Here is a 15,484-nt window from a genome sequence, read left to right as displayed (position 1 = left end):
TAAAATGAACGATAAATATAAGCCATTGTTTAAAACGCTGCAGCTCCCGAACGGGGCTGAACTTAAAAATAGATTCGTACTCGCACCGCTCACACACGTGTCCTCACATGAGGACGGCACCGCTTCCGTCGAGGAGATCGAATACATGGGTAAGCGGTCCAAAGATGTCGGGATGGCCATCTCAGCCGCATCCAATGTGACCGACCTGGGTAAATCCTTCCCCGGGCAGCCCTCGGTCGTCCGCGATTCGGATATCGAAGGGCTGAAAAATTTAGCGGATGAAATGAAGAAGAACGGCGCAAAGGCGATCCTCCAGATTCATCACGGCGGCGTCCAGGCGCAGCCGAAGCTGACCCCGGACTCGGACTCTGCCGGGCCGAGCCCGATCACGATGCGGAGTTTTGATGAAACCGAGCCGCATCACTCACGTGAAATGACGGAAGAAGAAATCCAGGAAACGATCAAAGCTTTCGGTGATGCCACAAAAAGGGCAGTCGAAGCCGGTTTTGACGGCGTCGAAATCCACGGTGCAAACCACTATATCATCCATCAGTTCGTCTCCCCCCATTTCAACAGGCGCAACGATGAATGGGGGGAGGACCACTATGCGTTTGCGATGGCGGTGACGGATGAGGTGCTGGAAGCGAAGGAGGAATATGCTGATGAGGACTTCATCATCGGTTACAGGTTCTCACCCGAAGAATCACAGTCACCGGGCATCGACATGGAAATCACGGAAGTGCTCATCAGGAAATTGACTGAAAAGCCGCTTGATTATCTGCACGCCTCCCTCGGGGACGTGCACTCAAAGGTCCGTACAGGAAAGTACGGAGGAAAAGAACGCATCGCACTCCTCCATGAATGGACCCACGGCCGCATGCCTTTGATCGGCATCGGCTCGGTCTTCACAGCCGATCAGGCACTTGGTGCGATTGAGAGCGGTAATATGGAACTCATCGGGCTCGGGAGGGCCCTGCTTCTCGATCACAACTTCGTCGGCAAAATCAAGGCCGGCAGGGAAGACAGGATAAACAACATTTTCGACCCGGAGCGGGAAGACCGGTACGAATTGCCGGTGGCTTTATGGGAACAGCTTTATAATGGATTTTATCCTCTTCCCAGGCTGAACGGATGATTTGGTGAAAAAGGCCGGAGGGTTCGACCCCGGCCTTTCGTCATGCCGGATGGATGTCCATCTTGCCGGTATACATGCGTGTTTCATAAAAAGGGTATAAGTGGAATGATGGAATTTTGAATGATGCACGTCTCATACTTAAGGAGGGTGGGCAGCCCATGGATGCAGGAGTTTTATACAGCTTACTTGACAGTCCCCTGATCGTGACCGTCGTAACGATCCTGGTTTTCGGCATCAACTTTGTACTGGCCATCGGTATGATTTTCCTTGAGCGGCGCAGTGCCCAGAGTATATGGGCATGGCTGCTCGTACTATTTTTCCTGCCGGTCATCGGATTCTTACTTTACCTCCTGTTCGGCGGCACCATCCGCAGTGATAAAATCTTCAAAATGGATAAATCCCAGGAAATTGAACTTGAAGATCTTGTTACCGAGCAGCTGGAAAAAATCAGTGACGATGCTCTCGATTTTACGGATCCCGTGGCTGAAAAACATAAGCAGCAGATTCATATGCTCCTTCACAACAATCAATCTTTCATCACCACTAATAATGAGATTACGACTTTTACCGACATGCATGATAAGTTCGATGCCATGCTGGAAGATATAGAAGCTGCTGAAGATCATATCAACTTCCAATACTATGCCTTCAAGCTTGATGATATCGGAACCCGGATCTACAATGCCCTGCTGAAGAAGCAGAGGGAAGGGGTAAGGGTCAGGATCTTATATGACGACATCGGGTCAAGGTCACTTGCACTCAGGCATTTCAAGGACATAGAAGAGGCCGGGGGTGCCGTGGAGGCTTTTTTTTCAAGCTGGATGCCGCTCATCAACCCCCGCATGAACTATCGGAACCACCGTAAAATCGTCGTCATCGACGGTCAAATCGGATATATCGGCGGAAGCAATGTTGCGGACAAGTATCTCGGCAGGGACCCGAAGATGGGGGCATGGCGGGACACCCACCTGAGAGTGACGGGAGGCGCCGTCCAGGCTCTGCAGCTCCGTTTCATGATGGATTGGAACTCGCATAACAACCACTTGCCGATGGAATATGAAGAAAAATATTTTCCGGACGATACACACGACGGGAATACCGCGATGCAGATCTCCTCAAGCGGTCCGGACGAAACGCACCAGGAAATAAAATATGGTTATTTAAAGATGATTTACAGTGCACAGGACAGCATCTACATCCAATCGCCTTACTTCATACCGGATCAGGCTGTGACCGAAGCGCTCCATGTCGCGATTCTGAGCGGCGTGAAAGTCAATATAATGATGCCAAGTTTTACTGACCACCCGCTTGTATACTGGGGGTCCTACTCGAATGCGGGCGCCATGGCAAAGATGGGCGCCGATGTCTATCTGTATACACCCGGCTTCTTTCATCCCAAAATGGTCATGATTGATGACGAAATCGTTTCTGTCGGTACAACCAATATAGATAACAGAAGTTTTCTGCTCAACTTCGAAATCAATGCTTTCATATATGACTCCGGGGAAGCGGTGCGGCAGAGGAAGATTTTTGAGGAGGATATTAAGGATTGCGAGCCTCTGACGATTGAAAGGTACGAACAGAGGAGCCTGTGGATCAAATTCAAAGAAGGCGTCGCAAACTTGATCGAACCATTGTTATGAAAAATCCCTTTCCGGATGCTCACCGGATAGGGATTTTTCATGATTTGTCATTCAACATACTTTCCATCAGCGTTTTGGCACCCTTGTTTGCCACTTCATCCATGATTTCTGCAAGTGTCTTTTCATCAAATCGGCCGCACCTTTCAATCCAAAGCTGAAATATGCCGATATAGGCGGAGATTTGGTACTCGATGATATATTCGAACTTCTCCGGTTCCCGGATGCCGATTTCCTCTACGTAACCCATGATCATTTCCCTGATCTCCTTTTTGAATTCATATATGAATCCGGGGTCGCCCTCCGGCCCGACCATGACCGCAATCTTCTCCCAGTTCCTCCTGATATATTCATTCGTCTTATCAAAGGATTCAAATACCCCTGCGTTGTCTTCATCCAGGTGCTTAAGGTGGCCGATGATCATATCCCTTTCCGGAATCAGGGAATTCTTGAAGACTTCCTGAATTTCGTATACATCAGAGAAGTAGGCATAAAAAGTGCCGCGGTTATACCCTGCTCTGTCCGTGATTTCCCTGACCGTGATTTTGGCCAGCGGCTTTTCTTTATATAATTCCCAAAATGCTTCCATCAAATTACTTCGTGTCACTTCAGTCTGACTCATTTTCGACATAACTCTGCTCCTTTCGACATATCACCGAAGATTGTTTATTGAAAGCCGCCGGTGATTTGCTTATTATTTAGTATTGTACAACACGTTGTCGGCTATTACTTAAAATAAACTACCGCATATATACAAGGAGAGAAACATTTTGAAAATATCGGATTTTTCCATAAGGCGCCCCAAATTCACCATCGTAGTCATGCTCATCCTGCTGCTGGTCGGAGCCGTATCATTTACACGGCTGCCCCTGCAGCTCATGCCGGATATCAATCCGCCCGTTGCCGCAGTCGCAACGACTTACCAGGGCGCAGGCCCTGAAGAAGTGATGGAGGATGTCACTGTACCGATAGAATCGGAGCTGTCGTCCCTCAGCGGACTGACCAACATATCCTCCCAGTCACAGGAAAGCTCTTCCGTCATCATCATGGAGTTCGGCTACGATATGACGATAGATGAAGTTGAAAGTGATATCACCCGGGCACTGGACGGGGTCGATCTTCCTGAACAGGCAGGGGATCCTGTATTCCTCGAGTTCGACATATCAATGCTGCCGAGTATCCAGTTGGCTGCCACATCAGCCGGGGAAGAGATCATTGAGTATCAGGACCAGGTCGATGATTTGATTTCGGAACTTGAAAATATTCAAGGGGTCGCATCAATCAGCGAAAATGGTGCAGTCACCGAGGAAATCCAGGTCGTGCTCGATACTGATGCACTTTCCGAAGTCGGCCTTTCACAAAGTGATGTGGCCGGAATCATCGAAGCCAACAACATGACGATACCCAACACGACGATAATGGATGAAGAGGCCGGACAGGCGATCACCACCCGGACAGTCAGCACCATCGACGGGGTCGAAGAGCTGCAGGAACTTGTCATCACCGATCTCCCTGATGGTGGGTCACTTGCTGTAGAGGATGTGGCTGAGGTTTCCATTGGTGAAGAAGAGAACAACATCATTACAAGGTTGAACCAGGAAGATGCCTTATCCATCGATGTGATGCTTTCTTCCGATGCGAATGCATCGAATGTGAATAACGAATTCAATGAGGTTTTGAATGAGAAGCTGGAAGAAGACGAATTCAGCAACCTGAATGTCGAAGTTCTATATGATGAAGGTGAGTTCATCGACATTGCAATCAACAGTGTCTTCATATCACTGATTCTTGGTGCAGTGCTCGCAATGGGGGTTTTATTCGCTTTCCTGAGAAACCTGAAAGCACCTCTCATCATCGGCCTGGCCATACCGTTTTCGGTGATCACGACATTCGCCTTATTGTTCTTCACTGATATCAGCATCAACTTGATGACGCTCGGGGGCCTTGCCCTTGGGATCGGGCTGCTCATCGACAATTCGGTCGTCGTCATCGAGAACATATACCGTCACCTTTCAATGGGCAAGAATCCCAAAAAGGCGGCGGGAGACGGGACAAAAGAGGTCGCCTCCGCAATCACTGCAGCGACCATCACCACAGGTGCCGTTTTTGTGCCTGTCGTATTCGTCACCGGTCTGGTGAGCCAGTTGTTCACCCCGCTGGCCATCACGGTGGTCTTCAGTTTATTCGCATCGCTCTTCGTTGCACTGACTGTCGTACCGATGATTGCAAGCCGCGTGCTGACTGCACCAAAGGAAGACCTTGAAGAAGCAAGAAGTCAAAGACCATATATGAAATTATTGGGCAGACTTTCACACTGGACGCTCCAGCATCGCCTGATCGTGCTGATCGCCACTGGCCTGCTGCTCGCCACCGGAATCTACGGCATATATGTCAAAGGGCTGACACTGATGCCTGAAAGCGATGAAGGCGCGCTGACAATCGAAGTCGAAAAAGAGCAGGGCACGATTTATTCTGAGACCCTCGAACTTGTCGAAGACATCGAGGAGGAACTCGCCGGTCACGATGAAGTGGATATTTATCTGAGCAATGTCGGATCCCAGCAGATGATGTCCATGACGGAAGAACCGCACAGGGCCATGATCACTGCGACACTCGTCAGTGCGGGGGACCGCAGCATCACCACGAATGAATTCATCGACAGTATTGAGAATGACATAGAAGCCCTGGATGAATCAGCCGAAATCAATGTGAGCCCGATGTCCCAGACAGGGATGGGCTCTGAGCCGGATACACTGACATTGAATATATCGGATGATGATCCGGAACGTCTTATTGAATCAGAGGAGATCATCATCGGGGAATTGGAGGACGATGCAGATATAGGCAGCGTGTCGTCCAGCCGTGAAGATATGGTCGAAGAGATGCAGGTCGTCGTGGACAGACAGGCGGCAAGGGAGAACGGCATCCAGCCCGCTGAAATCGGCTCGGCCCTTTACGATGCTTCAAACGGTGTCTCCGCTTCCACTGTGGAAATGGACGGTGATTACCTTTCCGTCATCGTCATGTATCCCCGCGAATACCGGGAAAACCTTGAGAATTTCGAAGATATTGAAATACCGAACAATGAAGGCGAGTACATGGCAATCAGCGAAGTGGCGGACCTAGAGGAGGCCGAAATCCTTCCAGTCATCAACCGTAATGACGGAGAGCAGACAAGCGAGCTGCTGGTGAGCTATTCTTCAGCCATGTCACTTGATCAGGCCGGCAACCATGTGGAGAATATCGTAGCTGACGCGGACTTCAGCGATGAGACATCCTACTCAATCGGCGGAGATTTGGAAATGCTTATGGATGCCCTGCCGCAGATGCTGCTCGCCCTGATCCTTGGAATCATATTCATATACCTTGTGATGGTGGCCCAATTTGAATCATTCAGGCATCCGTTCATCGTCATCATCGCCATGCCGCTCAGCATCATCGGGGTCATGGCGGCCCTGTTCATCACAGACAGTCCTTTGAGCGTGGTTGCTTTCGTCGGTATCATCCTGCTGCTCGGCATCGTGGTCAACAATTCCATACTGCTTGTGGATTACACGAACCAGCAGAAGGAAAAGGGCATGCCTACACTGGAAGCACTTGAACTGAGCGTACGGCACCGCTTCAGACCGATCGTCATCACCGCCCTGACCACTGCACTCGGTATGCTTCCGCTTGCACTCGGACTCGGGGAAGGCGGGGATATGATTGCACCAATGGGTACGGTCGTCATCGGCGGACTTGTGAGCAGCACCATATTCACACTGTTCGTCATACCCATCTTCTACAGTTATATCGATAAGGAGACCCGTCACATGCATAAAAAGTATGTGACGCCGGACGGCCAGGTCATCACCCAGAAGGAAATCGACGCCAACAAACGTAAGGCAGAGCGACCGGACCCAACGGAAGATTCAGATGATGACTATCAAGGTACGGATGATGAGGATGCCCCGAAAATTGAAGAATTTGATGATGGGACGTCACGGGAAGATCATCTTGAAGAGATGCAGAAGTTGATAGATAAAATGAAAGATGAGAAATCGGATAAGTAAAAACCTCAATCCACAGCCCCTGTACATCGGATGCAGGGGCTGTTTTCCCATTAAATAATCACACAATTTTGAATCATCTGCTTGTTTTCATCTTCATGAGGGTATAGATTAGAAACAAGCCGGAGGTGAGATGATGAAAGTCACTATCGTAGGCATGTGGAGCAGTTTCCCTAAAAATAATGAGCCGTCTTCCGGCTACCTGGTTGAAAAAGATGACATCAGCGTGCTGATTGATGCCGGCAGCGGCGTTGCAGCGCATGTCCAGGATTATAAGAGCATTCACGATATCCACCACATCATACTGACGCATTATCACCATGATCACGCAGGGGACCTGGAAGCTTTCATGCAGGCGCGGCGGCTGGCGAGGAGATTCAAGTACCGAAAACAAAACCTGAATCTGTACGGGCCTGAAACCGGCGACCCTGTCAAATTAATGAGAAGGGCAAGGTTCAGCAAATTCCATCCTTTAAAGCCCAAGAAAAAAATTCAGATCGGTCCCCTCAAGTTTGAGTTCCACCGCAATGCGCATCCGGTGGAAACTTATGCAGTCAGGGTCACTGATGATACCGGAGCGATATTCGTATACACTTCAGACTCGAGCTATAATGCCAGTCTTGTGCGTTTTGCCTTCGGGGCCGACCTCCTCTTCACCGACTGCAGCTTTTATGAAGGCTTCGATGCACGCGTTGAAGGTCATATGAATGCAAGCGAAGCCGGCCGCCTTGCTGCGAAGTCAGATGCAGCCCAGACCGTGTTGACCAACCTGCCCCACCGGGGGGCGCTCGAAGCTCTGCTCGACAGCGCAACGCAGCACAGTGCGGCAGATATACAGCTGGCTGAAACCGGCCTGGCCTTCAATATTTGATCGGCATGATTTTTAGGGAAAAGAGCCTTCTCAAGGCTCTTTTTATGTGAATTTAATGATTACTCAGTCAATAAAATATATAATGATCATTATAATAAGAAAAATGAGGGATATATATGCATTTTGAAACGAAAGCCGTCCACGCCGGACGCGGGATCGATCCGGTGACTGGCGCTGTCACCACGCCCATCCACCTGTCGACGACCTATGAGAGGGCTGAGGATGGTTCCTACACCGATGGTTACATGTACAGCAGGGGGGACAATCCGAATCGCCGCTCACTGGAGTCATGCATGACGGCACTTGAAAATGGGTATGGTTGTGTGACTTATGCATCAGGTATGGCCGCCATTTCATCATTGATCGAGGCACTGCCGGAGAATATGCCGAAAAGGATCGTCATGGCGGATGACATGTACTTTGGTGTCCGCACCATGCTGATGGAGACGGATATCGGCAGAAGATATGATATTGTGACAGTTGATATGACGAATCCCGGAGCACTTAAGACTGTGGTTGAAAGTGCACCTACCGGCCTGATCTGGATGGAAACCCCGTCAAACCCGCAGATTAAAATCATCGATATAAAAGCCGTTACAGAAATCGCAAAGGCAGCGGGTGCCTATACGGTGATCGACAACACGGCTGCAACACCGATGCTGCAGCAACCGCTCGCGCTCGGCGTGGATTTTTCCCTGCACTCCGTGACGAAGTATATCGGCGGCCACAGCGACCTGCTGCTCGGGGCGGTCATTGCGAAAGAGGATAATGAAATGCTCAAGAACATGCGCACCTGGCAGCACGCCAAAGGTGCCGTACCGTCATCATTCGATTGCTGGCTTGCGCTGAGAGGCGTCCAGACGCTCTCCGCCAGATTGACGATGCAGTGCAGCAATGCCAAAAAGGTCGTCGAGTTCCTGGACTCACACGACAAGGTCGAATCCGTCCTGTATCCGGGCCTCAAAAGTCATCCCGGTCATGAAATTGCAGCCCGGCAGATGAGCGACTTCGGCGGATTGCTGTCTTTCAAGGTGAAAGGCGGGGAAACAGAGGCCCTGAAAGTCGCAAACGCTGTGAATATCATCACACAGGCGACCAGCCTCGGCGGCACACATACTTATATTGAGCATCGCGCTTCTGTTGAGAAAGAGCTGACAAAAGCACCTGAAAATCTGTTGCGCCTTTCCATCGGCCTCGAAAATGCCGAAGATCTGAAACAGGACTTGGATCAGGCGCTCAATCATACACCAGGTCAATAGTCATCCTGATGACACCGGGTGCCCGGAAACTTCATGGGAAATGAAAAATCACTGACGCAGCAGTAAACATGTGTCAGTGATTTTTCATATCTTTTTAATGTCCCCTTGTATCACGGCACTTTTCCCCTGATGCATCCTGCCTTCATGCCGCTCTGTAATCACTTCTTCCAAGTTCATGATTTCTACAGGGAATTTTCCCAGATAGTTTTTGATTTCATCGACAGCATACAGCATATCGGGATTTGGAGGGCCCCCTGTCATGAATTCCAACTGCCTTTTCGAATAGAATTCGAAAATGATCCGTCCGCCCGGCCTGACACAATCGATCATATTGGAAAACATCGCTGCTTTGCCTTCTTTTGGAACATGGCCAAACACATTGACACTTACGTCATAAGTTTCCCGGGGAAGTGCCTCCCAGGTTGTGAGATCCTGTAGATTGGCTGTGACCTCCACCCCTTTGGAAGCAGCCAGCCGCTTTGTTTTTTCAATGGCTTCCCTGGAGTAGTCGAAAGTTGTTATTTCATGCCCGAGCGTTGCCAGGTAGACAGCATTTCTTCCTTCCCCTTCTGCGAGCAGTGCCATCTTCAAATTTCCTTCCTCATTAAAAACCGCACGGACCCATTCGTTGGGTTCAACACCGTAAATATAACCTTCTTCCTTAAATCTTTCATCCCAGGGATTCGCCATGGTGGATCCTGCCTCCTTTAAAATCACTGATTTTCTAATCGTTCCTGTTCTCAAAATCATAAGGGTTAACATGCACATGGACATCCCTCACCATGTCATGTTCCCTAATCAATTTCTGTTTCACATTCCTGCCTATCCTGTGCCCCTCCTCCACGCTGATATTCGCATCGACTGAAATTTTTATATCCACGATCACGTAGGAGCCGTGGGAGCGTGCACTGAGTGCATCCACCTGCACCACCTTATCCACGGAGGTCGCAGTCTTCATCAGCTCCACCGTCTCCTCCTCATTAAGCACCACTTCCAGAGTCATGCTCACCGCTTCTTTGGCCAGCTGGAAGCCCATATACATGATTATGACCGCGATCACCGCACCGGCAAGCGGATCGAAATAATTCAGGTAGGGGATATCATAACGGGCACCGATGAGCGTGAGTCCGACACCGGCCAATGCCACTGCTGATGATATCGCATCCGTGCGGTGATGCCAGGCGTCAGCAATAAGCGCAGGACTGTTTATCCTGGTCCCAAGGCGGAATTTATATTGGAAGAGCACCTCTTTGACGATCAGCGAAAAGATGATGATGTACAGCACCATGATTGATGTGACTTCATTGGCCGTCTCTGTCCAGATTGAAGTGATGGAATTGTACATGATTTCAAAGCCGACCACTACGAGCAGTATGGCCACGATCAGTGTCGCGACATTCTCCGACTTCCCATGCCCGTATGGATGTTCCCTGTCGGGCGGCTTTTGTGCAGCTCTGACGCCGATGTAGACGGCAATCGAACTTACGACGTCCGAAGCGGAATGTACAGCATCCGCCACAAGGGCCCGGCTGTTGCCCATGACGCCGCCGATCCCCTTGATGACCGCCAGGAGGAGATTGACGGCGATTCCGATGATTGTGGCCCTCTGAGCCTCTTTATACCTGTTGGTCATTCATATAACTTCCTTTAAGGATAGTAGTCATTCGTCATATAAAGTATACCCTTTCCTTCAATGATATACATTTCCACGCTTTACGTAAAACCCGTTTTTCGTCAGTTGAATTTTAACATCATCTTCTCATGAAGTCTTCATCCATTTAACAAAAAAGGGAGGGGAGGTATAATCAATGGTATATTCAATACACAAGGGGGAATTTTGATGTCCGAAAAATATGTGGAGCTGGGCTATCCGATTTATGAAGGCATGCCCGTGTTTCCGGGTCTGCCGGAAGTGAAAGTCGAGTTGAGGGAGGACCTCGAGGAAGGGGACCACTGGAACGGCAGTGTGCTCACCACCTATCTGCATGCAGGTACGCATGTTGATGCGCCTTTTCATCATTTCAGCGGTGAAAACCTCGGCATAGACAGCATACCCGTGGAAAATTTCGTTTATGACAAACCATTGGTTCTGGATGTGCCTGCACAAAAAGAAAATGATCTGATCACCATCAAACAGCTCGAAGCGTACGGTGAGGAATTGCATGAGGCTGACATACTGATATTCAACACGCATTCCCATGAGAAAAGGGATGTCGATTTTGAAGCTTACTCCAATGGTTTCAGCACAGTCAGCCCTGAAGCCGCAGAATACATCAGGGAAAAACTGCCTAAAGTGAAAGCCGTCGCCATCGATACGCTCAGCATCGAGAACATTCCTGCAGGCAAGACCAACAACTTCAGAACACATAAAGCATTTCTGGATCCCGCAAGACCCAACGACACCATCCTGATTTATGAAGATGTCAACCTCGCGCCGGTCGTGGGTCGATCCATCAAAAAGATCTATTGCACCCCTTTAAGGATCACCGGCAGGGATGCCAGCATATGCAACCCGGTCGCCATCATCGACGTCTGATGCCGGCGCTCAAACCATGCTTCACTCATTGTAGTTGAGGCATGGTTATTTTTATATGAGTCTCGGCATGAAGAAGTCGGAATAAAACGACTACTTTAAAAGTTAGCGTTTTCATTTGGTTGAACCTCTGATATAATTTTACTTATAAAGTATAAAAGGGGGCTTTTATCATGAACTTCAAATTGTTTTTGGTTTTAATTCTTGGTGCAACGCTTTTCCTGTCTGCCTGCGGGGATGACGCTGCAGAAGATACAGGCGAAGAAGATACAGCTGAAGAAGAGCCGGCGGATGACGAATCTGCTGACGAAGGTGAAGAATCTTCAGAAGAGGGTGACGGCGGCTCGGCAGAGCTGGAAACCAATATCGTCACAATTGCGACCGGCGGTTCATCCGGGCCCTATAACATCATTGCCACGACGCTGGCTGACGGGTACAGCAGTGAATTTGGAGTGAACTCCAGAACGGAAACCACCGGGGCATCTGCGGAGAACCTCAATCTCATGGCCCAGGAAAGCGTGGAGATGGCATTCGTAATGAGTGATGCACTTGTCCAGGCAGTGAACGGCGAAGAGACGTTCAGTGAGCCGATCGAGAATGTACAGCAGGTGGCGGCGCTGTATCCCAACTTCGTACAACTCATCACCACTGAAGGCTCGGGCATCGAAAGTGTTGAAGACCTTGAGGGTATGCGCGTCGCAGTAGGCGACCAAAACTCAGGCGTTGAAATCGCCACGCGCTCAGTTCTGGATGCACATGATATGTCATACGATGATATCAATGTGGATTACCTGGGTTACGCAGAAGCAGCCGAAGCCATGAGGGGCGGGCAGCTGGATGCGGCTTTCCTGACAAGCGGTCTGCCGAATGCCTCAGTGATGGAACTTGAAAATTCCGTGGACTTGAAGATCGTTCCAATCGAACCGGAAGTGGTGGAGACCATGGAAGAAGACTACTTCGAAGCACTTGATATTCCGGAAGATACTTACGGTAACGAGGAAGCAGTCCCTACAGTCGCCATCATGAACGCCCTGGTGGTAAGGTCGGATCTCAGCGAAGATGATGTTTATAACATGACGCAGTATATGTTTGAAAATCTGGAGTCCCTTGAGAACTCCCACCAGGCTGCATCAGACATCAGTGTTGAAAATTCAATGGAAAGTATGGTTATAGAAGTTCATCCGGGTGCTCAGCGCTACTACGATGAACAATAGGAAACTATGGTTGACCACGGGGAGCATTTTTACAGTGCTCCTCTTATTTTTCCTTTGGCCGAGATCTGCCCTGGTCATAGAAGCAGAAGGCTATGCGCCGTTGTGTCTGAAAGCTGAAACATTTGAACTGCACTGGATTCACTCCATTGAGCATGAGGAGTGGTATGAAGTATACGAAATCCATGACGGGAACCTGCTGCTCACCAAAACTTATTTCAAGACATTCGGGGCAGGGGTGCCGACAGATTCGGAAACCCCGCCCAAAATCACAGATGACGGGTTCGTGGAATTTACGGTGAATGACACTTATTCCGAGCTGTACATGAATGTGTCGGAAAATGTGAAGACGAGAATCGTCCAAAATGATCATGAACATCTTCTATACGAAATGTTTGAGACGAACACTTCAGTGGAGATCAGTATCGGAGACAAACCACTATTTTGCAATTCAGAGGGGGGTTAATATGACAAAAGAACCGGAAGTGGCACCGGACACACGGGAGATTCTGGAAAAATACGACAAGGATTCGGTCACCAGAAAGTTCGACAGCAAGTCAATCTTCTGGTTGGTGACCATCATTGCAGTGCTCTATTCAGTCTACCATCTTTATATGGTGTTCAATCCCATGCCGGCCCTTCAACAGCGTTCCATCCACGTCGCTGTCGGTCTGGCACTGATTTATATGCTCTATCCGCTGTTCAAGAAACAGGACCGGACAAAGCTGCCGCTGCTTGACTGGTTATTCGCTGGTTTGAGCCTGTTTACGGCAGGATACATCATGGTGGAGTACCAGGCCATCATGACAGAACGCGGCGGTATACCGAATAATATGGATATTGCTGTTGCGATCATGACGGTCCTGCTGATACTTGAGGCGGCAAGAAGGGTGACGGGGCTGATTTTACCGGTGCTGGCACTTGTATTTTTAGCTTATCCGTTTTTCAGCCATATGGATTTCCTCCCCAATATGATGCTGACAAGACCTTACAGCGTGGGCGATATATTCGGCCAGTTATACTTGAGCACCGAAGGGTTATACTCCACGGCAATCGCTGCATCAGTGAACTTCATCTTCCTGTTCATCCTTTTTGGGGCTTTTCTCCAAAAATCAGGGATGGGACAATTCTTCAATGACCTGGCCATGGCGCTTGCCGGTGCCAATAAGGGGGGCCCGGCCAAAGTGGCCGTCGTCTCCAGCGGTTTCATGGGGAGCATCAACGGGGCAGCCGTCGCCAACGTCGTGAGTACCGGGGCATTTACGATTCCCCTCATGAAAAAAGTGGGGTATCACAGGAACTTCGCCGGTGCGGTGGAGGCCAGCGCCTCCGTCGGCGGTCAGATCTTACCGCCGATCATGGGTGCCAGTGCATTCATCATGGCTGAAACGACAGGCATCAACTATGGGGTGATTGCACTTGCGGCCGTCCTCCCGGCGATCTTATATTATTTCGCCGTCATCCTGCAGGTCCATTACCGCGCCGGAAAACGCGACTTGAAAGGTATACCGAGAGCCGATCTGCCGAGGGTCAAAGAGGTGCTTGCAGAAAGAGGCCATCTACTCATTCCAATCATCGGTCTGATCATCATGTTATTCATGAATATGCCGATTCCAAGGGCAGCAATTTATACGATTGGCCTCACAATACTCATTGCCACACTCCGAAAAACGACCCGCATGTCGTTCAGGGATATATTCGATGCCATGGCGAACGGTGCCCAGCAGGCACTCTCCGTCATGATTGCCTGTGCGGTGGTCGGCATCATCATCGGGGTCGTCTCCCTGACAGGCTTCGGTTCTGTACTGACTTCTGCAATCGCGAACATCGGAGGAGGCTCACTCTTCCTGACACTGTTCTTTACGATGATCGCTTCAATGGTGCTCGGCATGGGCCTGCCGTCAATTCCCGCATATATCATCACAGCGACGATGGCAGCACCTGCCCTTGCAGAGTTCGGGATACCGATACTGCTTGCACATATGTTCGTATTCTACTTCGGTATATTTGCAAACGTCACACCTCCGGTTGCACTGGCAGCTTTTGCCGGCGCAGGCGTCTCAGGCGGCGACCCGATGCGGACAGGTTTCCAGGCTTTGAAATTGTCGATCGCAGGTTTCCTCATCCCGTTCATATTCATCTATGAACCGGCACTGCTCATGGTTGACGTGGAGGGACTTGCAACGAACGCCAGAGAATATCCGCTGGCAAGCATACTTGACATTGGCGTCGTCGTCCTCACCACCATCATTGGTTTGACGGCTTTGTCAGCGGGCCTTGAAGGTTTCTTCAAAACCCATCTGGATGTGATCTCAAGAATCGTTTTGATCTCAGCCGCGGTACTTTCCGTCGTACCGGAAACTATCACGGATGTGGCTGGTATAGTGATCATCCTGATCGTGTTCGCGTTCAATTATATTAAATGGAGGAAGAAAGAAGCGGCTGCGGCATGATGTGACTCAATTTGAAAATGAACAAGACAAGGGGGCTGGGACATAAAGCCCTTCGACAGCTAAGAAAAGCGGCGATCCATCTGGGTTTACAGATGGATCGCCGCTTTTTCTAGATGCCTGCAGACGGGTCGCCCTGAATCTGCCGGAACTTTCGCAGATTCAAGGCGAGTAACGCAAGGCCGGTTTCAATTTTGACCTTGCGTGCGCCCCGGACCGAGAATCGTTTGAACGCCAAATTCGCCTTCAAATTGCCGAAAACCGTTTCGATATCGATCTTCCTCTGCTGATAGATCATCCGGTTCTCTTTCATTGAAAGCGTGCGTCGGGCCTGGG

The 15,484-nt window shown here is 49.8% G+C and carries 13 protein-coding genes; 9 read left to right on the top strand and 4 right to left on the bottom strand.

The window, feature by feature from the left end:
* The first annotated feature begins 4 nt into the window (after window positions 1-4).
* Window positions 5-1,135 carry an NADH-dependent flavin oxidoreductase gene (locus BUA12_RS04750; RefSeq protein ID WP_072708966.1) on the top strand — a complete coding sequence of 377 codons (1,131 nt, stop codon included), beginning with the start codon at window positions 5-7 and terminating at the stop codon, window positions 1,133-1,135.
* 158 nt (window positions 1,136-1,293) lie between these two features.
* Window positions 1,294-2,778 (top strand): cardiolipin synthase, encoded by a 1,485-nt coding sequence (cls, locus tag BUA12_RS04745; protein WP_072708965.1) that lies wholly within the window; start codon window positions 1,294-1,296, stop codon window positions 2,776-2,778.
* A 37-nt stretch (window positions 2,779-2,815) separates the two neighbouring features.
* Here the strand turns inward: cls and BUA12_RS04740 are convergent, their stop codons facing one another.
* Window positions 2,816-3,406 carry a TetR/AcrR family transcriptional regulator gene (locus tag BUA12_RS04740; protein ID WP_072708964.1) on the bottom strand — a complete coding sequence of 197 codons (591 nt, stop codon included), beginning with the start codon at window positions 3,404-3,406 and terminating at the stop codon, window positions 2,816-2,818.
* Between the two features lie 139 nt (window positions 3,407-3,545).
* Here BUA12_RS04740 and BUA12_RS04735 point away from each other — a divergent pair, with 139 nt between their 5' ends.
* The 3 genes from BUA12_RS04735 to BUA12_RS04725 all read left to right on the top strand — a co-directional run bounded on the left by BUA12_RS04735 (window position 3,546) and on the right by BUA12_RS04725 (window position 8,954).
* On the top strand, window positions 3,546-6,827 hold the full coding sequence (locus tag BUA12_RS04735; RefSeq protein WP_072708963.1) for an efflux RND transporter permease subunit: 3,282 nt from the start codon (window positions 3,546-3,548) through the stop codon (window positions 6,825-6,827).
* A gap of 133 nt (window positions 6,828-6,960) precedes the next feature.
* Window positions 6,961-7,695: an MBL fold metallo-hydrolase gene (locus tag BUA12_RS04730; RefSeq protein WP_072708962.1), complete on the top strand. Its 735-nt coding sequence runs from the start codon at window positions 6,961-6,963 to the stop codon at window positions 7,693-7,695.
* A 116-nt stretch (window positions 7,696-7,811) separates the two neighbouring features.
* On the top strand, window positions 7,812-8,954 hold the full coding sequence (locus BUA12_RS04725) for a trans-sulfuration enzyme family protein (protein ID WP_072708961.1): 1,143 nt from the start codon (window positions 7,812-7,814) through the stop codon (window positions 8,952-8,954).
* 84 nt (window positions 8,955-9,038) lie between these two features.
* On the opposite strand, the gene BUA12_RS04720 is transcribed toward BUA12_RS04725, so the two are convergent.
* Both BUA12_RS04720 and BUA12_RS04715 read right to left on the bottom strand, forming a co-directional pair.
* Complete coding sequence (locus tag BUA12_RS04720) at window positions 9,039-9,644, bottom strand: class I SAM-dependent methyltransferase (RefSeq protein ID WP_072708960.1); 606 nt, start codon at window positions 9,642-9,644, stop codon at window positions 9,039-9,041.
* Window positions 9,645-9,678: 34 nt separating this feature from the next.
* Window positions 9,679-10,587, bottom strand: a complete 909-nt coding sequence (locus tag BUA12_RS04715; RefSeq protein WP_072708959.1) for a cation diffusion facilitator family transporter — start codon at window positions 10,585-10,587, stop codon at window positions 9,679-9,681.
* A gap of 207 nt (window positions 10,588-10,794) precedes the next feature.
* Between BUA12_RS04715 and BUA12_RS04710 the strand changes: the two genes are divergently transcribed.
* The 4 genes from BUA12_RS04710 to BUA12_RS04695 all read left to right on the top strand — a co-directional run bounded on the left by BUA12_RS04710 (window position 10,795) and on the right by BUA12_RS04695 (window position 15,151).
* Window positions 10,795-11,490: a cyclase family protein gene (locus tag BUA12_RS04710; RefSeq protein ID WP_072708956.1), complete on the top strand. Its 696-nt coding sequence runs from the start codon at window positions 10,795-10,797 to the stop codon at window positions 11,488-11,490.
* A 170-nt stretch (window positions 11,491-11,660) separates the two neighbouring features.
* Window positions 11,661-12,701, top strand: a complete 1,041-nt coding sequence (locus BUA12_RS04705) for a TAXI family TRAP transporter solute-binding subunit (RefSeq protein ID WP_072708954.1) — start codon at window positions 11,661-11,663, stop codon at window positions 12,699-12,701.
* A gap of 34 nt (window positions 12,702-12,735) precedes the next feature.
* Window positions 12,736-13,164, top strand: coding sequence for a DUF1850 domain-containing protein (locus tag BUA12_RS04700; protein ID WP_178138223.1), 429 nt, complete (start codon window positions 12,736-12,738; stop codon window positions 13,162-13,164).
* A 1-nt stretch (window position 13,165) separates the two neighbouring features.
* Window positions 13,166-15,151 (top strand): TRAP transporter permease, encoded by a 1,986-nt coding sequence (locus BUA12_RS04695; RefSeq protein WP_072708950.1) that lies wholly within the window; start codon window positions 13,166-13,168, stop codon window positions 15,149-15,151.
* A 109-nt stretch (window positions 15,152-15,260) separates the two neighbouring features.
* On the opposite strand, the gene BUA12_RS04690 is transcribed toward BUA12_RS04695, so the two are convergent.
* On the bottom strand, window positions 15,261-15,484 hold a 224-nt coding region (locus tag BUA12_RS04690), incomplete at its 5' end, for a transposase (protein ID WP_143146091.1).

It is taken from the genome of Lacicoccus alkaliphilus DSM 16010 (assembly GCF_900142805.1).
GTDB lineage: Bacteria > Bacillota > Bacilli > Staphylococcales > Salinicoccaceae > Lacicoccus > Lacicoccus alkaliphilus.
This window is presented reverse-complemented; position numbering and strand designations above follow the sequence as displayed.

Coding starts and splice junctions, on each gene's coding strand:
- BUA12_RS04750 (WP_072708966.1), top strand. CDS start 5: ATGAACGATAAATATAAGCCATTGTTTAAAACGCTGCAGCTCCCGAAC.
- cls (WP_072708965.1), top strand. CDS start 1,294: ATGGATGCAGGAGTTTTATACAGCTTACTTGACAGTCCCCTGATCGTG.
- BUA12_RS04740 (WP_072708964.1), bottom strand. CDS start 3,406: ATGTCGAAAATGAGTCAGACTGAAGTGACACGAAGTAATTTGATGGAA.
- BUA12_RS04730 (WP_072708962.1), top strand. CDS start 6,961: ATGAAAGTCACTATCGTAGGCATGTGGAGCAGTTTCCCTAAAAATAAT.
- BUA12_RS04725 (WP_072708961.1), top strand. CDS start 7,812: ATGCATTTTGAAACGAAAGCCGTCCACGCCGGACGCGGGATCGATCCG.
- BUA12_RS04720 (WP_072708960.1), bottom strand. CDS start 9,644: ATGGCGAATCCCTGGGATGAAAGATTTAAGGAAGAAGGTTATATTTAC.
- BUA12_RS04715 (WP_072708959.1), bottom strand. CDS start 10,587: ATGACCAACAGGTATAAAGAGGCTCAGAGGGCCACAATCATCGGAATC.
- BUA12_RS04710 (WP_072708956.1), top strand. CDS start 10,795: ATGTCCGAAAAATATGTGGAGCTGGGCTATCCGATTTATGAAGGCATG.
- BUA12_RS04705 (WP_072708954.1), top strand. CDS start 11,661: ATGAACTTCAAATTGTTTTTGGTTTTAATTCTTGGTGCAACGCTTTTC.
- BUA12_RS04695 (WP_072708950.1), top strand. CDS start 13,166: ATGACAAAAGAACCGGAAGTGGCACCGGACACACGGGAGATTCTGGAA.